This window comes from Dongia deserti (assembly GCF_003574735.1).
In the GTDB taxonomy this organism is placed as follows: domain Bacteria; phylum Pseudomonadota; class Alphaproteobacteria; order Dongiales; family Dongiaceae; genus Dongia_A; species Dongia_A deserti.
In genome coordinates this window covers 116,053-133,818 of record NZ_QORW01000009.1, presented here as the reverse complement: position 1 = coordinate 133,818, position 17,766 = coordinate 116,053, and the positions used below count along the sequence as shown (strand labels likewise).

The 17,766-nt window shown below is 64.2% G+C and carries 22 protein-coding genes; 14 read left to right on the top strand and 8 right to left on the bottom strand.

The annotated features are described in order from the left end of the window. Positions 1-118: 118 nt before the first annotated feature. Positions 119-970 carry a pyruvate, water dikinase regulatory protein gene (locus DTX69_RS15690; protein WP_119302641.1) on the bottom strand — a complete coding sequence of 284 codons (852 nt, stop codon included), beginning with the start codon at positions 968-970 and terminating at the stop codon, positions 119-121. Positions 971-1,369: 399 nt separating this feature from the next. On the opposite strand from DTX69_RS15690, the gene hemE reads away from it, so the two are divergent. The 8 genes from hemE (at position 1,370) to DTX69_RS30190 (ending at position 7,216) form a co-directional block, all read left to right on the top strand. Next, positions 1,370-2,410, top strand: a complete 1,041-nt coding sequence (gene hemE / locus DTX69_RS15685; RefSeq protein WP_119302492.1) for a uroporphyrinogen decarboxylase — start codon at positions 1,370-1,372, stop codon at positions 2,408-2,410. A gap of 157 nt (positions 2,411-2,567) precedes the next feature. After that, the gene (hemH, locus tag DTX69_RS15680; RefSeq protein ID WP_119302491.1) at positions 2,568-3,608 is read left to right on the top strand and encodes a ferrochelatase; all 1,041 of its coding nucleotides are present in this window, start codon (positions 2,568-2,570) and stop codon (positions 3,606-3,608) included. Further along, positions 3,605-4,033 carry a protoporphyrinogen oxidase HemJ gene (hemJ, locus tag DTX69_RS15675; RefSeq protein ID WP_119302640.1) on the top strand — a complete coding sequence of 143 codons (429 nt, stop codon included), beginning with the start codon at positions 3,605-3,607 and terminating at the stop codon, positions 4,031-4,033. Before hemH ends, hemJ begins: the two co-directional genes overlap by 4 nt. Before the next feature lie 83 nt (positions 4,034-4,116). Then, positions 4,117-4,437 (top strand): hypothetical protein, encoded by a 321-nt coding sequence (locus DTX69_RS15670; RefSeq protein WP_119302490.1) that lies wholly within the window; start codon positions 4,117-4,119, stop codon positions 4,435-4,437. 15 nt (positions 4,438-4,452) lie between these two features. Then, positions 4,453-5,094 (top strand): hypothetical protein, encoded by a 642-nt coding sequence (locus DTX69_RS15665; protein WP_162917222.1) that lies wholly within the window; start codon positions 4,453-4,455, stop codon positions 5,092-5,094. 201 nt (positions 5,095-5,295) lie between these two features. Then, complete coding sequence (locus DTX69_RS30685) at positions 5,296-5,436, top strand: hypothetical protein (protein WP_284735811.1); 141 nt, start codon at positions 5,296-5,298, stop codon at positions 5,434-5,436. A gap of 242 nt (positions 5,437-5,678) precedes the next feature. Beyond that, positions 5,679-6,935: a transcription termination factor Rho gene (gene rho / locus DTX69_RS15660; RefSeq protein ID WP_119302639.1), complete on the top strand. Its 1,257-nt coding sequence runs from the start codon at positions 5,679-5,681 to the stop codon at positions 6,933-6,935. A gap of 140 nt (positions 6,936-7,075) precedes the next feature. Further along, on the top strand, positions 7,076-7,216 hold the full coding sequence (locus DTX69_RS30190) for a helix-turn-helix domain-containing protein (protein ID WP_162917221.1): 141 nt from the start codon (positions 7,076-7,078) through the stop codon (positions 7,214-7,216). Between the two features lie 166 nt (positions 7,217-7,382). Here the strand turns inward: DTX69_RS30190 and DTX69_RS15655 are convergent, their stop codons facing one another. From DTX69_RS15655 to DTX69_RS15635, 5 genes are all read right to left on the bottom strand, one after another. Then, positions 7,383-7,973 carry a TetR/AcrR family transcriptional regulator gene (locus DTX69_RS15655; RefSeq protein ID WP_162917220.1) on the bottom strand — a complete coding sequence of 197 codons (591 nt, stop codon included), beginning with the start codon at positions 7,971-7,973 and terminating at the stop codon, positions 7,383-7,385. Between the two features lie 413 nt (positions 7,974-8,386). Continuing rightward, on the bottom strand, positions 8,387-9,367 hold the full coding sequence (locus tag DTX69_RS15650) for a quinone oxidoreductase family protein (RefSeq protein WP_119302487.1): 981 nt from the start codon (positions 9,365-9,367) through the stop codon (positions 8,387-8,389). Positions 9,368-9,445: 78 nt separating this feature from the next. Beyond that, positions 9,446-10,183 (bottom strand): class I SAM-dependent methyltransferase, encoded by a 738-nt coding sequence (locus DTX69_RS15645; RefSeq protein WP_119302486.1) that lies wholly within the window; start codon positions 10,181-10,183, stop codon positions 9,446-9,448. A 154-nt stretch (positions 10,184-10,337) separates the two neighbouring features. Beyond that, positions 10,338-10,628, bottom strand: coding sequence for a GIY-YIG nuclease family protein (locus DTX69_RS15640; RefSeq protein WP_119302485.1), 291 nt, complete (start codon positions 10,626-10,628; stop codon positions 10,338-10,340). 82 nt (positions 10,629-10,710) lie between these two features. After that, positions 10,711-11,913 (bottom strand): penicillin-binding protein activator, encoded by a 1,203-nt coding sequence (locus DTX69_RS15635; protein WP_119302484.1) that lies wholly within the window; start codon positions 11,911-11,913, stop codon positions 10,711-10,713. Between the two features lie 30 nt (positions 11,914-11,943). Between DTX69_RS15635 and rsmI the strand changes: the two genes are divergently transcribed. The 4 genes from rsmI to DTX69_RS15615 all read left to right on the top strand — a co-directional run bounded on the left by rsmI (position 11,944) and on the right by DTX69_RS15615 (position 14,896). Further along, positions 11,944-12,840, top strand: coding sequence for a 16S rRNA (cytidine(1402)-2'-O)-methyltransferase (rsmI, locus tag DTX69_RS15630; RefSeq protein ID WP_119302483.1), 897 nt, complete (start codon positions 11,944-11,946; stop codon positions 12,838-12,840). Positions 12,841-12,916: 76 nt separating this feature from the next. Next, positions 12,917-13,351 (top strand): YraN family protein, encoded by a 435-nt coding sequence (locus DTX69_RS15625; protein WP_284735809.1) that lies wholly within the window; start codon positions 12,917-12,919, stop codon positions 13,349-13,351. 13 nt (positions 13,352-13,364) lie between these two features. Next, on the top strand, positions 13,365-14,054 hold the full coding sequence (locus DTX69_RS15620; RefSeq protein WP_119302481.1) for a BON domain-containing protein: 690 nt from the start codon (positions 13,365-13,367) through the stop codon (positions 14,052-14,054). After that, complete coding sequence (locus DTX69_RS15615) at positions 14,051-14,896, top strand: SirB1 family protein (RefSeq protein WP_119302480.1); 846 nt, start codon at positions 14,051-14,053, stop codon at positions 14,894-14,896. Before DTX69_RS15620 ends, DTX69_RS15615 begins: the two co-directional genes overlap by 4 nt. A gap of 151 nt (positions 14,897-15,047) precedes the next feature. On the opposite strand, the gene DTX69_RS15610 is transcribed toward DTX69_RS15615, so the two are convergent. Next, positions 15,048-16,400, bottom strand: a complete 1,353-nt coding sequence (locus DTX69_RS15610; RefSeq protein ID WP_162917219.1) for an arylsulfotransferase family protein — start codon at positions 16,398-16,400, stop codon at positions 15,048-15,050. 159 nt (positions 16,401-16,559) lie between these two features. On the opposite strand from DTX69_RS15610, the gene DTX69_RS30185 reads away from it, so the two are divergent. Together DTX69_RS30185 and DTX69_RS30180 are read left to right on the top strand one after the other, a co-directional pair. Next, positions 16,560-16,940, top strand: a complete 381-nt coding sequence (locus tag DTX69_RS30185; protein WP_162917218.1) for a hypothetical protein — start codon at positions 16,560-16,562, stop codon at positions 16,938-16,940. Between the two features lie 11 nt (positions 16,941-16,951). After that, complete coding sequence (locus DTX69_RS30180; RefSeq protein WP_162917217.1) at positions 16,952-17,362, top strand: gamma-glutamylcyclotransferase family protein; 411 nt, start codon at positions 16,952-16,954, stop codon at positions 17,360-17,362. Positions 17,363-17,368: 6 nt separating this feature from the next. On the opposite strand, the gene DTX69_RS15600 is transcribed toward DTX69_RS30180, so the two are convergent. Beyond that, the gene (locus DTX69_RS15600) at positions 17,369-17,758 is read right to left on the bottom strand and encodes a VOC family protein (RefSeq protein ID WP_284735808.1); all 390 of its coding nucleotides are present in this window, start codon (positions 17,756-17,758) and stop codon (positions 17,369-17,371) included. Between the last annotated feature and the right edge of the window lie 8 nt (positions 17,759-17,766).

Here is a 17,766-nt window from a genome sequence, read left to right as displayed (position 1 = left end):
TCATTCCCACTGTCACCCCGGGCGTGACCCGGGGCCCATGGATGGGCTTGGCGCAAGCGGCGCAATGGATCCCAGATCAAGTCCGGGATGAAGTTTGTGGTGATGCTCACCGCAAACGTCACTTGCTCACCGCTACCTCGCCCGCCGGCGGCGTGTTGCCGTCGCGGTGGTTCTGCAGCATTTGCAGGATGGTGGCGGCGGTCTCCTCGATCGAGCGGCGGGTGACGTCGATCACGGGCCAGCCATGCTCGGTGCACAGGCGCCGCGCGGTCGCCACCTCCTCGCGCACCACCGACAGCTCGACATAGTCCGTGTCCTCGTCGCGCGCGATCATCTGCAGACGGTTGCGGCGGATCTGCACCAGGTGCGAGGCGTCCTTGGTCAATCCGACGATCAGCGGCTTCTTGACCAGGAACAGCTCCGGCGGGAGCGGGCAATTCGGCACGATCGGCACGTTCGCGCACTTGATGCCGCGGTTTGCCAAATAGATGCAGGTGGGAGTCTTGGAAGAGCGCGAGACACCGACCAGGATCACGTCCGCCTCGTTGTAGGAGCGGCTGGATTGGCCATCGTCGTGTGCGAGCGCGAAGTTCATCGCCTCGATCCGGTCGAAATATTCCGCATCGAGCTCGTGCTGCCGGCCGGACTGGCCGCGCGCTTTCTGGCCGAAATGGGCCGCCATCGCATTCATCACCGGTTCCAGCACGGGAACAACCGGCACCTGCAAGGTACGGCAGCCGGCGACCAGCTGCTCCCGCAGGCGATCGTTCACGATGGTGTAGAGGACGAGACCGGGGTTCTGCTTGATGCCGGCGAGCGCACGGTCCATCTGCCCGGGTGTGCGGACCAGGGACCAGGAATGCTCCGTCACGTCGGTGTCCTCGAACTGGACCAGGCAGGCACGCATCACGCTGTTGATGGTCTCGCCGGTCGCGTCCGACACCAGATGAACGTGAAAACTCCTAGGCATGACGCTGAGCAGCCCCGCTTCGTTTTTGTCCACACCGTCCAGTGGATAACGCGTTGGAAACCGCCGGTCTTATCCCGGAACGCCCTTTGATCCACTTCCGCTAGTCTTTCTTCGCATCGGTTATGCGGGGGATCAACCCCTGGCGCGAAAAGGCTGGATCCGGTGGATAAGTCGACTCCCCACCTGATTCACCTTTTCCCGGCTTTCCACAGGCCTGCCAATCCGGCCTCTCCACAGACTTTTCCACCGGTCCCGTGCCGGGATTCTTACCCAACCTTGTCCAGACCCGACCTGAAAAGCGGTAATCCCCATGACTCCTATCACCAATCACCACCACCATTCTTCTCTTATAAGAATCTATGTTAGGGGTGAGCTCTGGACCCGGGAACCGAACCCAGCATGAAGACAGCCGACAAGCCTCTGACCCGAGCCCTGAAAGGCAAGGCGCTGAAGCACCCGCCCATCTGGCTCATGCGCCAGGCCGGGCGCTATCTGCCGGAGTATCGCGAGGTCAGGGCTCGGGCCGGCTCGTTCCTGGACCTGTGCTACAACCCGGCGCTGGCGACCGAGGTGACCTTGCAGCCGATCCGGCGCTTCGGGTTCGATGCCGCCATCCTGTTCTCCGACATCCTGGTGGTGGCGGATGCCTTGGGCCAGTCCGTTGCCTTCGAGGAGGGGCGAGGGCCGGTCCTCGAGCCGCTGCAGACCGGCAAGGACTTGGCAAAGCTCAAGCTCGACCGGTTTCATGACCGTTTGGCGCCGGTCTACGAGACGCTCGATCGGATCAAGGCGGCCTTGCCGGCCGAGACGGCCCTGATCGGCTTCGCCGGCGCACCGTGGACCGTCGCCTCCTACATGATCGAAGGCGGATCCAGCCGCGACTTCGCCAAGGTGAAGGGCTGGATGCACGGGCAGATCACCGAATTCGCGGCCTTGATCGACCTGCTGGTGGAGGCGACTAGCCAATATCTGATTCGCCAAGTCGAAGCGGGGGCCGAAGTCCTGCAGCTGTTCGATTCCTGGGCCGGCGCCCTCTCCCATCCCGATATGCGGCAGTTCAGCTTGGCGCCGCTGCGCAAGATCGTCGCCAACGTGCGGGCAAAGCACCCGAACGTGCCGATCATCCTGTTCCCGCGGGCGGTTGGCGCCGGCTATCTGGATTTCGCGGTGGAGAAGTTCGCGCAAGGCCTCAGCCTCGATCCCGGCGTGCCGCTGGAATGGGCACGCGACCACTTGCAGAGCCAGACGTGCCTGCAAGGGAACCTGGATCCGCAGCTGCTGGTTATCGGCGGGCGCAGCATGAACGCCGGCGTCGCGCGCATCCTTCACCGGCTAGGCAAAGGACCGTTCATCTTCAACCTCGGCCACGGCATCGTGCCGGAAACGCCGCCGGAACATGTGGCGGAGCTGGTCAAGCTGGTGCGGGAAGGCGCGGGGTGACGCGCGAGCCTACCTACTACTCTACTGTCGCTCCGGGCTTGACCCGGGGTCCGTTGCGCCGCTCACGCCAAGCCCAACCATGGACCCCGGATCGGGCTATTTTATGGCTTGTTGGGGGTGACAGAAAGAGAGCGCATCGCTACGGCGGGTCCACTACATGACCCGCACCGCGATCGTGCTGTTCAATCTCGGCGGGCCGGATTCCCTCGAAGCCGTCAAGCCGTTCCTCACCAACCTCTTCAACGACCCGGCGATCATCCGGCTGCCCACTTTGCTGCGCAGCATGATTGCAGCATTGATCGCCCGCCGGCGCACGCCGGTGGCGCGGGAGATCTATGCCAGGATGGGCAACCGCTCGCCGATCCTGCCCAATACCGAGGCGCAGGCGCGCGCTCTGGAGCAGGCGCTGGGCGGCGAAGTGAAGACCTTTATCGCCATGCGCTACTGGCATCCGATGACGGTGGAGACGGTCGCGGCGGTGAAGGCCTATGCGCCGGACGAGGTCATCCTGTTGCCGCTTTATCCGCAATTCTCCACCACCACGACGGCCTCGTCCTACAAGCTCTGGCGCGAGGAAGCGGCGCGACAGAGTCTCACCGTGCCGCAGCGCCTCGTCTGCTGCTATCCGACCGATCCGGGCTTCATCGAGGCGGCGTGCGACTTGGTGCGCCAGAGCATCACCACTGCCGCGAGGGAAGCGCCGGGCATCAACCCGCTGGTCGTGTTCTCCGCACACGGCCTGCCGAAGAAGGTGGTCGATGACGGCGACCCCTATGTCTCGCAGGTCGAAGCGAGTGCCGCGGCGATCGTCGCGAAGCTCGGGCTGCAGGACGGCGCGTGGATCATCTCCTACCAGAGCCGGGTCGGGCCGCTCGCATGGGTCCAGCCCGCGACCGACCAGGTCATTTTGCAGGCATCCAAGGACAAGCGCGCCCTGGTCGTGTTCCCGATCGCCTTCGTCTCCGAGCACTCGGAAACGCTGGTCGAGCTCGATATCGAATATCGCCACCTGGCCGACGCGAACGGCGCCGCCGCCTATGTGCGCGTCCCGACGGTCGACACCCATTCGGCCTTCATCGGCGGATTGGCGGCGCTGGTGAAAGGCGCCCTCGCCCGCGACGCCGCCGTGCAGGACGGCAGCGGCCAGCAACACTGCGCCAACTGGCGGCGCTGCGCGTGCAAGGCGGCCAGCGCATGATCCTGTACGATTGGCTGAAGGCGCTGCATGTCATCGCCGTCATCGCCTGGATGGCGGGGATGCTCTATCTGCCGCGGCTCTTCGTCTATCACGCCGATGCCAAGCCGGGCTCGGAGCTCTCTGAGACCCTCAAAGTGATGGAGCGGCGCCTGCTGCGCGCCATCATCAACCCGGCAATGGGCGCGGCCTGGATCTTCGGGCTCTGGATGGCATGGGAGGGCGACCTCTGGGGGAACTACTGGTTCCAGGTCAAGCTCGCGCTGGTCGTCCTGATGTCGGCGCTGCACGGCTTTCTGTCGCGCTGGCGCCGCGATTTCGCCAGCAACGCCAACCGCCACTCGGCCAAGTTCTATCGCATCGCCAACGAGGCCGTCACCGTGCTGCTGATCGGCATCGTCATCATGGTGATCGTGCGGCCGTTCTAGGCGCGTGACATCGACCATTTAAAGTCGTAAAGTTCGCACGACTACAATCTAAATTTGGAAGCTGTCCTTTATGGAGGCGGGGAATGCCACGTGCGTTCGTGGCGGCGCTGATCGCGGGTCTGGTGGTGATGGCGACGGCTCCCGATGCGCAGGAAGTGCAGGGCGGCGCTGAATTCAACGACGCCTTCAAGTTCAACGACAACGCCTTAAATCCCGCCCAGACGCCTGGCTTTAATGACGGTAGCGGCTACAAGTTCCCCATTCCGGGTCTCGGCCAGGCAGCTCAGCCGGGAACTCTGCTCTCCAGCGACGAGGTCAGCGAAGTAGTGGCGCTCTGTAAAGCCGCGCAAGACCCGGCCAATTATGAAGTCTGCAAGCGATTTAAGGTTGGAACGGCGCCATAGGGAGGAAGAGGCACCATGGTCCGAACCATCCTTCGTTATGCATTGGCAGTGATGATTGTTGCCACCCTCGGCCAGGGACTGGCCCAGCGAGCGCTGGCCCAGGCGACCGTCTCCAACGCATCGACGCAATTTGCTTCGCCGGCTGGCCTCGACCCACAGATCGCACACCATGCGCTCGAGGCCTATGTGAGAGTCATCGAGGCGGACAACGACGCTCTTCTGCAGCACCGCATCGCTCTGATGAAGCACGACCAGGCCATCTATGAATGGCAACGCTTCGCCAGCAGCGTGCTGCTTTGGGTGGTGGTCGCTGTGGTCGCTGCGGGACTCTGCTTCTCCGGCTATCAGCTTGTCGTGGTGATGGAGCTGGCACGCCGTCGCGCCGTCCGGGAATTGCGCACCTCACGCGGTGCCGCGCCGGGTGCTGGCGGCCTGGAACCCGCGCCCGCATCGGCGCCTGCAGCGGGCGCCGACCTCGGATCGCAGGTCGGGATCAGCGCCCAGAGCCTTCAGGTCACCTCATCCGTCGTCGGGGTGACCGTGCTCGTGATCTCGATCGCGTTTCTGTATCTGTTCGTGCGGGAGGTCTACACGATCAAGCCGCTCACGACGACCAACACAGCCGAAGCGCCCGCCGCACCCGCCAATCCAAAATAGCTGCAGGGCTGGCTGGCTCTCCCTTCATCGCGACCTGAGCGGCGACTTGCGCACAAACGTAAGCGTTGATCCGATTTATTTTGCTGCAGCAAAGGTGCAGCATAACGCGAGCGCGCAATGCCTCTCGGCCGGCGCGCCACTGGTTGCGGCGCGCCGAGTGTGCAATATTGAGGGCTTCCAGCCTGGGAGAACAACCTCGCCATGGCGTTCGATCCGCGCGATCGGCAAGCCGGCGACAAGTCCCCCTTCCAGGCTTTTGTCAAACCTCACAACCGCTTGATCGGTACGGGCTTTTCGGGGCGCTTTGATCTTTCACTTGACCGGTCGGAGGGAATGCATTAACTCTTTGGGCAATCCGGTCTCGCGAAGACCGCCTACCTGACGCGCCCTCGCCGTCATCTCCGACCCATCTTAAGAATCGGTTCGCCGTGCGAGGCAAAACCCAGGACTTCAATGGCGATCTTGTCGCGTGAGCCCTGCCGCTCCGGAACTTCCATACCGGCAAACCAATTGTTTTTCAGAAAAGCGCTGCCTTGAACGACATACCCGACAAGCCCCAGACGGACAAACCGACACCGCCGCCGATGAATCTCCAGGACCTGAAGCACAAGTCTCCGGCCGAGCTGCTCGAGTACGCCGAGAGTCTGCAGATCGAGAATGCCAGCACGCTGCGCCGGCAGGACATGATGTTCGCCATCCTGAAGCAGCTGGCGGAGAACGATACCGCCATCCACGGCGACGGCGTGCTGGAAGTGCTGCCCGACGGGTTTGGATTCCTGCGCTCGCCGGAAGCCAACTACCTGCCCGGCCCGGACGATATCTATGTGAGCCCGAGCCAGGTGCGCCGCTTTGGCCTCAGGACCGGCGACACGGTCGAGGGCCAGATCCGCGCACCCAAGGACGGCGAGCGCTACTTCGCCTTGCTCAAGGTCAACAAGATCAATTTCGACGAGCCGGAGAAGATCCGCCATCGGATCAACTTCGACAACCTCACCCCCCTCTACCCCGACGAGCGGCTGAAGCTGGAGCACGACGACCCGACGCGCAAGGACGTGACCAGCCGGGTCATCGACCTCATCTCGCCGCAGGGCAAGGGCCAGCGCGCGCTCATCGTCGCGCCGCCGCGCACCGGCAAGACCGTGATGCTGCAGAACATCGCGCACGCGATCGCGGCCAACCATCCGGAATGCTACCTGATCGTGCTGCTGATCGACGAGCGGCCGGAGGAAGTCACCGACATGTCGCGCTCGGTGAAGGGCGAGGTCATCTCCTCCACCTTCGACGAGCCGGCCTCGCGCCACGTGCAGGTGACCGAGATGGTGCTGGAGAAAGCCAAGCGCCTGGTCGAGCACAAGCGCGACGTGATCATCCTTTTGGATTCGATCACCCGCCTCGCCCGCGCCTACAACACCGTGGTGCCGTCATCTGGCAAGGTGCTGACCGGCGGTGTCGACGCCAACGCGCTGCAGCGGCCGAAGCGCTTCTTCGGCGCCGCGCGCAACATCGAGGAAGGCGGCTCGCTCACCATCGTGGCGACGGCGCTGGTCGATACCGGCAGCCGCATGGACGAAGTGATCTTCGAAGAGTTCAAGGGCACCGGCAACTCGGAAATCATCCTCGACCGCAAGCTCTCCGACAAGCGCACCTTCCCCTCGATCGACATCACCAAGTCGGGCACGCGCAAGGAAGAGCTGCTGGTCGACAAGGGGACGCTCAGCAAGATGTGGGTGCTGCGCCGCATCCTCATGCCGATGGGCGTGACGGACGCGATGGAGTTCCTGCTCGACAAGCTGAAGCACAGCAAGACCAACCAGGACTTCTTCCAGTCGATGAACCAGTAGCGGCTGGGACGATCTCTCGAAACAAGAACGGCGCGGGTGGCAACCTCCGCGCCGTTCTGCTGTGCGCAGCTGCCCATGCCTATTCCATTTCATTTGGCACCTACAGCATGTGCGGGGCTCGACGCACTGCCCAGCCACGCTTGAACGATCTGCTCAAGGATTGCTTCAACACGTTCAGTCTCGGCGCACTATTCGACCTGGCGACGCGAGCTGGCCTCAAGGTGAAGCTGTCGATCGACGATACAGGCAAGAAAACAAAAACGCCCAAGAGGGCTGCATAAGTGATGGATGCCGCATCCGCGTCGCGGCCATACGCGTAACTCCCCAGAAGCCGGGCGGCTCATCGTCCCCGGTGGGTGGCGCAGCCCATCGAACGGCTCGCCTTGCTTCGGACGGATCGCGGTCCCATGGGTCGCGATCCGTCTTTGCGCGTCGTGGCGGCGCGATCTACCTGCGGAACGCCTGGTCGATCAGCTGCGCGGCGATGCCCTTCGCGGTGGTCGCGGCGTCGGGGCGGGCGGAGACCTGCGCCACCGTCGTGGCGCCTTCGAACAGCAGCGCGATCTGGTCGGCGAGCGTGTCGGGATCCGCGGCGCCGCCCGCCGCGGCCTGCTCACGCGCGAAACTACGCAGCAGCGTCTTGAACTCGCGCGCGCAGGCATTGATGGGATGGCTTGCTTCCGAATATTCCACCGCCGCGTTGATGAAGAGGCAGCCGTAGAAATCGGGATCCGAGAACCAGCTCTTGGCGAGCTCGAACAAGCTGAGCAGACGTTCGCGCGGATCATCCGAGGTCGCGAGCACGGTGGGCAGAAACTTGTCCGCGAAAGCCGCGCGCTTGCGCGAGAGCGCGGCTAGAATCAGCTCTTCCTTGGATGGGAAGTGCGCATAGAGCGTCTTCTTCGCCACCTTCGCCACCGCCACGATCCGGTCGACACCGGTGGCGTGGAACCCATGGCGGTTGAACAGAGTGATGGCAGTGTCGATGAGGCGGTCACGCGCGGTCGCGGTAGGGGGGTTTACGAGCGGAGCATCCATGACTCGGAATCGCAGTAATGAACAAAGATAAAGAGCATGCGTCGCGGTCGCGCGCCGCGCAAGATGACCAAATGTAATGATACGATTTCGTTCCTTTCTCACGGCACCGTGACTTGACGGGAAACTGATCTGTCTCCACGATAGATGCAACGAATTCAGCGCGTTATCGGCGCATCCAAGCTTCATTCTGGCGCGTAGCTCTTGAGTAACCGGGCCGCAAAAAGGCCCAGAGGACTGGAATTTTGGGGATTGTCAGACCTTGGGGGGCGGTGATCCGCAGCTAAACCGCCCTCCGCAGGAATGACAAGCGACCGGCCGCCGGCATCTCCGGCGGCCGGTTTTGCTTTGCGCTACATCCTTCCCTCACAATGGGGAAGAGGCCATCCCGTGTGTGGGAGCAGCGCGGTTCGACTCTACGGAACCAGCACTACCGAGCCTGTTGTCTTGCGCGCTTCGAGGTCGCGGTGGGCCTGCGCGGCATCCTTCAGCGGATAGGTGTGCGGCACCTTGATCTTGATCCAGCCTTTGGTGACGGCCTCGATCACGCGGCCGGCGGAAAGCTCGAGGTCGGCGCGGGTGGCCGTATAGGACATGAGAGTCGGACGAGTCAGGAACAGCGACCCCTTCTGGCTCAGCAAAAGCGGCGAGATCTCCGGCACCGGGCCCGACGCATTGCCGAACTGGACCATGTAGCCGCGGGGCTTCAGGCAATCGAGCGATTGCATGAACACATCCTTGCCGACGCCGTCATAGACCACGGCGACCCCCTGCCCGCTTGTGATCTCCTTGACGCGCTTCACCCAATCCTCGGTGCGGTAGTTGATGACGTGATGGCACCCCTGCTCTTTCGCCAGCGCGAGCTTCTCGGGCGAGCCCGCGGTGCCGATCACCTGTGCACCCAACTTGTTCAGCCACTGCGACGCGATGGAACCCACGCCGCCAGCCGCCGCGTGCAGCAGCACCCACTCGCCCTGCTTCACCGGATAGGTGCGGTGGATCAGGTATTCGACCGTCATGCCCTGCAGCATCATGGCGGCGGCAGTCTTGTCGTCGATCGCATCGGGGATCTTGATCAGCTTCTCGGCGGGATAGTTGCGCCGCTCTGCATAGGCGCCGACCGGCCCGCTGGCGTGCGCCACGCGGTCGCCGGCCTTGAGGCCGGTGACGCCCTCACCCACCGCTTCGACGATCGCGCACGCCTCGAGGCCCAGGCCGGTCGGCAGCGGCACCGGATAAAGCCCGGTGCGATGATAGGTGTCGATGAAGTTGAGCCCGCAGGCCAGGTTCTTCAGCTGCACCTCACCCTTGCCCGGCGCGGGCAGGTCCAGCTCCACCCATTTCATCTGCTCCGGCCCGCCGGCCTTCTCGACACGAATGGCGTGGGTCTTGGGCATGGCAGAGCTCCTTCTTGTTTGTGGTTGCGCACAGCTTAACGCGCCAACAAGCGCGCGAAAACCGCGTTGCGGGCGCGGCTACCGGCTGCCGGCGAGGACGATGATCTCCGGGCTTTGCGGCGTGATCGGAGAACGGTCCCAATCGCCGAACCAGGTGAGCTCGGTGAAGCCGGCGTTGGCGAGGAAGGCCGCGAGCTCAGCCTGGCTCATGAAGCGCAGCGTATCGCGCGTTACCACGATATCGTCGGGTGCGAAGCGGAAGTGCGTCTCGTAGGTGACGAGGGCGCCCTCCGCCGCGGCGATGTCGTTGTGGACCTCAATCTTGCCGATGCCCGGCACCTGCACAGTCTCGCGCGAGCGCGATGGAATCCACTCGCGCCATTCCTCCACCAATGGGTTGCGCGTCTCGAACGCAAGCGCCCCGCCGGGCGCCAAGTGCCGGCGCAGGGTGCGTAAGGTCGCGCTGACCGCGTCATCCTCCAGGAACACCTGGAACACGTGGCCGGTCATGATGATGAGGTCGAAGCGCTGTTCGAGCGAAAGGTGGGCCGCATCACTGTCGACCCAGTTGACGCGCGCAGTGCCCGGCCGGCTGCGCGCCACTTTCATCATGCCGGCGGATGGATCGGCACCGGTGACGCGATGCCCGCACTCCGCCAGCGCAACGGCGAGCCGCCCTGTCCCGCTTCCCATGTCGAGAATCGTCTTCGGCTGTTCGCCGGCGAGCGCGATATAGAACGCATCCCCCGCATCCGGCAGATTCATCGCATCGTAGCACGCCGCAAGGCGCGGATCGGTGTAGGCAGTGCAGGGCATTCAACGATTCCTGTTTCGTACGCAGTTGATGCAATTCTCTCCCGTCACCCCGGCCTTGAGCCGGCGCGGCTCGTTCTCGACAGTAAAGGCATTTCCGTCTCTCTTACCGTCATTGCCGGACGGACGCGAAGCGGCTGATCTGGCAATCCAAGTTCTATTGCAGCGCGATCTCGTCGAACAAGTCGCGCCATCCCGGATTCATTTTGCGCACCAACTCGATCTTCCACGCCCGCGGCCAGTGCTTGATATTCTTCTCGCGCCGGATCGCTTCTGGGGCGCTCGCGTGTTCCTCGTAGTAGACCAGCATCTTGAGGCCGTAGCGCTTGGTGAAACCTTCGAACAAGCCTTGGCGGTGCTGGTATGCCCGGAACACAAGGTCATTCGTCATGCCGACATAGAGCGTACCGAACGGCTTGTTGGTCATGATGTAGACCCAGAAGCCCATCGCGGGTCAGAGTAATTTGGATCACCGGGTCTCGTCGCTACGCTCCTCGCCCGGTGATGACGGGGAGGGGAGCACTGCTGGCTCAATTGATCGCCGCCGCAAAGGTCGGTGGTGCGGCTTCGCGCACGACGCCACCGCCGGGGACGATTTCGATAACGGCGAGCTGGCGGTCGACGGTGCCGTCCTGGTTCAGGCGGAACACGCCGGTGACGCCGGAAAAGCCGCTGGGGTTGGTCAAGGCGGCCTCGGAGTAATCGGGCGTCGACGACTTGCCGAGCGCGACGATCAAGGTGATCGCGTCATAGACCAGGCCCGCGCGCTGATCCGGCACGGCGCCGTAGATGCCGCGATAGCGATCGGCGAACTGCTGCCACTTGCCGGGGTCGGTGGTGGCGTACCAACCGCCGGTCAAGCCGGTCTCCTGCGCCAAGGCGGGGTCGTTGGCCCAGAGAGCCGTGCCGAGGATCCGCAAGTTCTGCGGACCGATCTGGAACGCGGGCAGGAGCGGGGCGAGCTGGCGCAATTTCGCGCCGCCTTCCGGCAGCATCAGCGCATCAAACGGCTGGCGCTGGTACGTCGTCGAGAGTTGCTCGATGATGCCGGTATAGTCCGGCGAATTGGGATCGTAGAGTTCCATTCCGGCGATCACGGCGTTCGACCGTTGCACGGCATTGCGGAACGCCTGGTTCACGATGCTGCCGTAAGGCGAGGTGGGGGCGAGGATCGCGAAGCGCCGGCTGCCCTGGCTCGCGGCATATTGCACCACGCGCTCCACCTGGTCCTGCGGCGTCACGCCCATGACGTAGAGACCGGGCTGCGCAGCCGACTGATCGTTGGTGAAGGCCAACACCGGAATCTGCGCGCCCTGCGTGACCGGCGCGACCTTGCGCGCATCGGCGGCGAAGACCGGGCCGAGCAGGATATTAGCGCCCTGGGCCAGCAGCTTGCGCGCGGCGGAATCCGGCCCGGCCGCGGTCGCGGTATCCTCGACCATCAAGGTGAAGCGGTCGTCGCCTACCTCGAACAATCCCATTTCCGCCGCCTGGAGCAGCGTGCGGCCCAACGCCGCCTGTTGACCGGACAAGGGCAGGAGCAGGCCGATCTTGGTGCCGGTCTCGGTCTGCTCGTAAGGGAGCGTCTCATATTGCGGCTGGGTCGGGGTGGGCTGGTCCGGCGCCTGGGGCGGCGGTACACTCGGTGCGCAGCCGGCGGCAAAGCCCAAAATCAGCGCGCCCACCCAGCGTTTCGCCTGTTGCGCCACGTCGCCAAAGACCGCCTGATACATTCTGTTAGTCCCGCCCGGAAATGATGCGTGATGAAGCCTAGCCAGAGCCAAGAGCGAAGTAAACGTGGCGCGGAGCAGGGCGGCGGGACGCAAACCGGCTGCCTGGTCCTGGTCGCAACGCCCATCGGCAATCTGGGCGACATCACGGCGCGCGCGCTGGAGGGGCTGAAATCGGCCGATCTCATCGCCTGCGAGGACAGCCGCGTGACGAGCAAGCTGTTGCAGCACGCCGGGATCGAGAAGCCGCTCCTGCCGTATCACGATCACAATGCCGAGATGATGCGGCCGAAGATCCTGGCGCGCATCGCGGCGGGCGAGCGCGTCGCCCTGGTCAGCGATGCCGGCACGCCCTTGATCTCCGACCCCGGCTACAAGCTGGTGCAGGCGGCGGTGGAGGCGGGGCTTCCTGTCACCATGCTGCCGGGGCCGAGCGCACCGATCATGGCGCTGGCCTTGTCGGGACTGCCGAGCGACCGGTTCCTGTTCGCCGGCTTCCTGCCGTCCAAGAGCAAGGCGCGGCGCGATGCGATCGCCGAGGCTGCGCGCGCGCCCGTCACCTTGATCTTCTTCGAGACCGCGCCGCGGCTCATCGACTCCCTGCAGGACCTGCAGGCCGTGCTGGGCGATCGGCGCGCGGCAGTGGCGCGGGAATTGACCAAGCTGTTCGAGGAGGTGCGGCGCCACCGGCTGTCGGCCCTCATCGCGCACTATGAGGAGGCGGGACCGCCGAAGGGCGAGATCGTGATCGTGGTCGGGCCGCCGGAAGAAGAGGGGGTCTCGGCCGATGACGTCGACACGCTGCTGCGCCGCGCCCTGCAGAGCATGAGCGTGAAAGACGCCGCCGCAACCGTGGCCGCCGCAACCGGCACGCCGAAGCGCACGGTGTATGCCCGCGCGCTGGAGATCGCGGGGGAGAAAGGAAAATGAGATCCGATCGAACCCCCAAGAAAAATTCCTTCCCCCGCAAGGGGGGAAGGGACGTCTATTTTTGGGAGGAGGGGGAGTGAAACGCAATCGGCAGCGCGCGTATCTCTCCGGCCGGCGGGCGGAGCGGATTGCGTGTTGGTTGCTCAGGCTCAAGGGCTATCGCATCCTGGCGGTGAATTGGCGCTGCCCGGTGGGGGAGGTTGACATCCTGGCGCGGCGCGGCACTGTGCTGGCGGCGATCGAGGTGAAGCGGCGCAGCGCCGGCCTGATCGAGAGCGAAAGCGCGGGCGACGCAGCCCTCTTCGCGATCTCGCCCCATCAGCAGGCCCGGGTGGCGCGGGCGGCGGAAGTCTTCGCGTCGCGTCGCAGCGATTGCCAGGGCCTGGAACTTCGGCTTGACGCCATCACCGTCACCGAACCGACATCCCGGCTCTTGGCGCACTTGGCACGCGTTCTGCAGTGGGGTTGGCCGCGGCACTTCCCGGCGGCATGGCAAGCCGAGATTCGTTAGGGCATAGTGGGGCATGCGAGTCGCGCCTTGCCTGGCAGCACCCATTGTCCTCGTCGCATACGGGGCGCTCAGCGGCTGCTCGCCCGTCGGAACCGCGATCGGTGCCGCAGCATTTACGGCGGACCTTGCAACCCAGGAGCGCGGGCTGTACCAGGGCCTGGACGACCATCGCATGTGGATCGCGATCAATGGCCGCTTCGTCGCCGCAGATCTCGAGGTGGCGCAGAATGTTCATTTGCAGGTGCAGGAAGGGCGGGTGCTCCTGAGCGGCGTCGTACAGAAGCAGGAGCAGCGCTTGGCTGCAGTCAAGGCCGCGTGGGAAGAGCCGGGCGTGCGCGAAGTCATCAATCATATCCAGATCGCGAACAGCCGCGATCTCGGCCAAGTGGCGCAGGACGAATTCCTCGCACGCAGGGTCTGGCTCAAGCTGTTCGTGGACCGGCAGATCCGCGCCAACAACTACTCGGTCGAATGCATCGACGACGTGGTCTATCTGATCGGTGTCGGACAGGATGAAGCCGAGATCCAGCGCGTGGTGGATCACACGCGCGACGTCGCCTATGTGCGCGATGTGAAGAACTACGTGCGTGTGAAGACGGATCCGCTGCCGCCCGAGCCGCCGCCGCCCGCCAACGTCCCCGATATCATGCCGGCGGAGCAGCAGCCCGGTCTGGACGGCTTCGCCCAAGCGAGCGAATCGTGACCAAGGCCGCAATCGACGAGGCCCTGCGCGCGATCGGCGAAAGCGCGGACGAGGCGATCGACCTGGCGGAGGCCGCGTTGCTGTGCGCGGCCCACGAGCAGCGTGACCTCGACCTCGCACCCAGCCGCTATCACCTGCAGATGATCGCGGGCGAGATGAAGCGTGCCGCGGCACTGGATGCGCTGCAGCCGAGCGACGAAAAGCTCGATGCCTGCTGCGATGCGTTGCGCTACGTGATGGCGGAGAAGTTCAGCTATCGCGGCGATGATGAGAACTACGATGATCTGCGCAACGCCGACATGGTCGCCGTGATCCAGCGCCGGCGCGGCTTGCCGGTGGCGCTCTCGATTCTATACATGCACGCGGCGCGCACGCTCGGCTGGCGCATCGAGGGACTCAACTTCCCCGGCCATTTCGTCATCCGGCTCTATGGTGACCGGCAGGCCGCCATCCTCGATCCGTTTGCGGGCGGCACGACGCGCTCGATCCAGGATTTGCGGCAGCTGCTGAAGGCGCAATCGACCGACAAGACCGAGGTCAAGCCGGAGCATTTCGCGGCGCTCGACAACCGGCAGGTCCTGATGCGCCTGCAGAACAACATCAAGGTGCGGCGCATCCAGGAAGGCGACCTCAAGGGTGCCGAGCGCGCCTTGCAGCGCATGCTGCTGATCGCGCCGGGTTATGCGGAGCTCTGGCGGGAAAGCGGCATCCTCAATGCGCGGTTGGAGAACCTGCTCGCCGCGCGCCGCGCCTTGACGCGCTATCTCGAGCTCGCGGAAAGCGACCAGCAACGGCAACGCGCCGCCCGCCTGCTGCAGGAGCTGGGGCAGCAGTTACATTGACCGAGCCCAACACAAAGAAGCACCTCTTCCCCTTGCGGGGGAAGGATGCGCAGGCTTAGCGAGGCCCAAGGATATCTCATAAGCGATAGCCTTGCCCGCGAGGGAGGAGGGCGCATCTGTTGTGGCTACGTCTGATGGGCTTGTGCCGCCCTCACTTCGCCGCGAAGAAATTCTCCAGCTCTCCCGGGGCGAAGCGTTGACCGCCGCACACGATTGGGATGCGGCCGTCGTGATCGCCGGCGCGGACGGGGTTGATGTATTCCCACACGATCTCACCATCCTTCGTGACTTCGAACAGGCGTCCGCCATCGGATTCGGTGACGAAGGTGTTGCCGTTGGGCAGGCGCTGCTGCTCCGAACGGACGTTGCTTTCGAACGGCTGCTCACGCGTGCCGCCGTAGCTCCAGGTGATCTTGTGGGTCTCCGGATCGAACTCCAGCACCCGCGACGTGCCGCTCGGCCCCAGATCGCCGAGGTTGTCGAACAACAGGATGTGGCCGTTGGGCAGCAGGTCCGGATCATGTTGCAGAGCCCATGGTCCCTTGGTGCCCCAGACGAAGTTCTCCGTCTCAGGATCAAGCGCGACGATCAGACTGGTGGAGCGGAACGAGAGCAGCACCGTGCCAGGCTCGGCGAACGGGAAGTTCACCGCGGCGTCGGCCTCCATCGGCTCCACCGCGTTGGCGTGCTGCGGATCCTGCTGGGCGAAGGCCGGCAGCCACTCCAGGAACCGGCTGAATGCGGGGGAGCGGACCTGCGCTTCCAGCAGCGAGATCTCTTTCTCCACCTTGCCGTTGGGCGAGAGGATGACCAGGAAATCCTCGATCAGCGGCATTTCCAGATGATGAGCGCCCTTGATCGGCTCCGTCTTGATGCGGTGGGTGAGCACGTAAATGCGGCCGTCGCTTCCGACCTCCACGTCATGATGCGCGCGCTCGAGATATTTCCAGATGACGTTCGAATCCTTATCCAGCTTCACGAGGCCGAAGCCATAGGGCGTATCGCCCGCGCCTTCATAGAGCGCGAGCAAATCGCCGTTGGGAAAGAGATAGGCATTGCGGAAATAGATCAGCGGATCCGGCCGTGGCTTGGCGACCGCGGAGCTCTCGTCCCATACCGCGCTGAACGGCACGCGCCACGTGTGCATGACGGTGCCGTCCATGTCGACGAGGAAGGCGGCGGAATCGTGGCCGGAGGTGTAGAGCGTGTAGCCCTGATAGGCCTTCGCGGCATTGTGAATGGTGACGCCGCGGTCGGCTCGGCGCGCATCGGCCCACAGGTCGGTATCCACCGGATCGCGATAGCCGCTAATCTGATTCAACAGAGCATGGCCGGCCTGATGCGCGGATTTGAACAGCGGATAAGGCGGCAGCCGTTCCAGCACGACCAGCGCACCGGCCATGAAAATGAGAAAGCCGGAGGCAAGCAGGAAAGCGCTGAATCCCAGCCAGTGCGGCCATCCGTGCGAGTCCTGCCAACGGGGATCGATCGTTGTTTGGGTCACGGGCATCATTCCTCCGAAATGATAATGTCGGCACGGCGGGAGGGTTCCACAACGCACATTGCCGCAGCGCAGCAATCGGCGCACGGTTGTGGTATAAAAGCTCTGATATGACAGCCGCGGCGGGGCGGCTAGTCTTCGTGTCGGGGGAGAGTTGCGAAAATGAAACGTCTGTTGCACACCGCGAGCGCAATCGTGGGCAGTGTCGGGCTGACTTTGCTGTCGACGCCGATGGCCGCAGCCGACGCACTGCCCATGCCGGTCATGCGCTACGTCGAGCTTTGCCAGCAGAGCGGGGGCAGCTTTGCACAGCATCTCACCGGCGGCGTTGGCATCGTGCAATGCCAATGGCCGGAGCACGGCCGTACCGAATGCAAGGTCGGCGGCAATCAGGTGAATGTGTGCGGCATCGCGTGCCAGTCGAATGCCTGTCTGAAGCAGAATCCGGCGCGCCGCAGTCCGGCATGGCCGCTGCAGGGCGGGCCGAACAGCGCGGCCCTGCCGACGCTTCCCGGCAGCGGAACGCTGGCGCCCGCAAACTGACGGGCGGTCCGATGATCAATCCCATCGATACGTTCTTCTATGGCCTCTACATGGATGACGAAGTGCTGGCAGGCATGGGTGTCACGCCGCGCTCCCCCCGCAAGGCCAGCGCGGCCGGCTTCGCTCTCAGGATCGGCACGCGCGCAACACTCGTGCGTAAGCGGGGCGGCACGGTCTGGGGCGTGGTCTACGCGCTTGCGCCGGAGGAGCTCGCCAGACTCTATGGCGGGGCCGGGCTCGAGGCCTACCAACCCGAAGACATCGAGGTCGCGCTGGAGAACCGCGCCATCATCCCGGCGCGCGTCTACAACCTGCCGCTTCCGCCGCCGCCGGATGAGCGGAATCCGGAGTACGTCGAGAAGTTGAAAGCCGTGTTGACGCGGCTACGCTTTCCTCCAGATTATATCGCGGGCATTCAATAACGATGCTCAGCGCACCCATGTGCGGCTGGTGAGCACCACGCGATGTCCGTCGGGGTCCTCGAAGGTCGCCCCGCCTTCGTCCCAAAACGGATTGTAGGATTTCACTGGCGCGAATCCAGCTTTCGCCATGCGTGCAAGCGCGGCCTGATAATGCGATGGATCGGGCAGATAAAACACCAGCAGATGGTCCTGGCTCGGTGCGCGGCCGACCGTGTGGCCGCGGTGGTGCGTGAACTCCAGGTGATACGGATAGCCGGGATGACCGGCCATGAATCCGTCGAATTCATCGTGGCCGCCGAAGCGATACAGGATCTCGAAGCCCAGCCCCTCGATGTAGAACGACATCAGCGCATCGAGATCATCGGTCGGCCTGGCCACGCGCAGGATCGGAACCACGGGGGACA

What these genes read in the sequence shown, in the direction of transcription:
- hemJ (WP_119302640.1), top strand. Translation starts at nt 3,605, where the DNA reads ATGATCCTGTACGATTGGCTGAAGGCGCTGCATGTCATCGCCGTCATC.
- DTX69_RS15635 (WP_119302484.1), bottom strand. Translation starts at nt 11,913, where the DNA reads ATGTATCAGGCGGTCTTTGGCGACGTGGCGCAACAGGCGAAACGCTGG.
- DTX69_RS15640 (WP_119302485.1), bottom strand. Translation starts at nt 10,628, where the DNA reads ATGGGCTTCTGGGTCTACATCATGACCAACAAGCCGTTCGGTACGCTC.
- hemH (WP_119302491.1), top strand. Translation starts at nt 2,568, where the DNA reads ATGACCCGCACCGCGATCGTGCTGTTCAATCTCGGCGGGCCGGATTCC.
- DTX69_RS15670 (WP_119302490.1), top strand. Translation starts at nt 4,117, where the DNA reads ATGCCACGTGCGTTCGTGGCGGCGCTGATCGCGGGTCTGGTGGTGATG.
- DTX69_RS30185 (WP_162917218.1), top strand. Translation starts at nt 16,560, where the DNA reads ATGAAACGTCTGTTGCACACCGCGAGCGCAATCGTGGGCAGTGTCGGG.
- DTX69_RS15650 (WP_119302487.1), bottom strand. Translation starts at nt 9,367, where the DNA reads ATGCCCAAGACCCACGCCATTCGTGTCGAGAAGGCCGGCGGGCCGGAG.
- DTX69_RS30685 (WP_284735811.1), top strand. Translation starts at nt 5,296, where the DNA reads ATGGCGTTCGATCCGCGCGATCGGCAAGCCGGCGACAAGTCCCCCTTC.
- DTX69_RS15690 (WP_119302641.1), bottom strand. Translation starts at nt 970, where the DNA reads ATGCCTAGGAGTTTTCACGTTCATCTGGTGTCGGACGCGACCGGCGAG.
- DTX69_RS15665 (WP_162917222.1), top strand. Translation starts at nt 4,453, where the DNA reads ATGGTCCGAACCATCCTTCGTTATGCATTGGCAGTGATGATTGTTGCC.
- DTX69_RS15645 (WP_119302486.1), bottom strand. Translation starts at nt 10,183, where the DNA reads ATGCCCTGCACTGCCTACACCGATCCGCGCCTTGCGGCGTGCTACGAT.
- rsmI (WP_119302483.1), top strand. Translation starts at nt 11,944, where the DNA reads ATGAAGCCTAGCCAGAGCCAAGAGCGAAGTAAACGTGGCGCGGAGCAG.
- DTX69_RS30180 (WP_162917217.1), top strand. Translation starts at nt 16,952, where the DNA reads ATGATCAATCCCATCGATACGTTCTTCTATGGCCTCTACATGGATGAC.
- DTX69_RS15620 (WP_119302481.1), top strand. Translation starts at nt 13,365, where the DNA reads ATGCGAGTCGCGCCTTGCCTGGCAGCACCCATTGTCCTCGTCGCATAC.
- hemE (WP_119302492.1), top strand. Translation starts at nt 1,370, where the DNA reads ATGAAGACAGCCGACAAGCCTCTGACCCGAGCCCTGAAAGGCAAGGCG.
- DTX69_RS15655 (WP_162917220.1), bottom strand. Translation starts at nt 7,973, where the DNA reads ATGGATGCTCCGCTCGTAAACCCCCCTACCGCGACCGCGCGTGACCGC.
- rho (WP_119302639.1), top strand. Translation starts at nt 5,679, where the DNA reads ATGAATCTCCAGGACCTGAAGCACAAGTCTCCGGCCGAGCTGCTCGAG.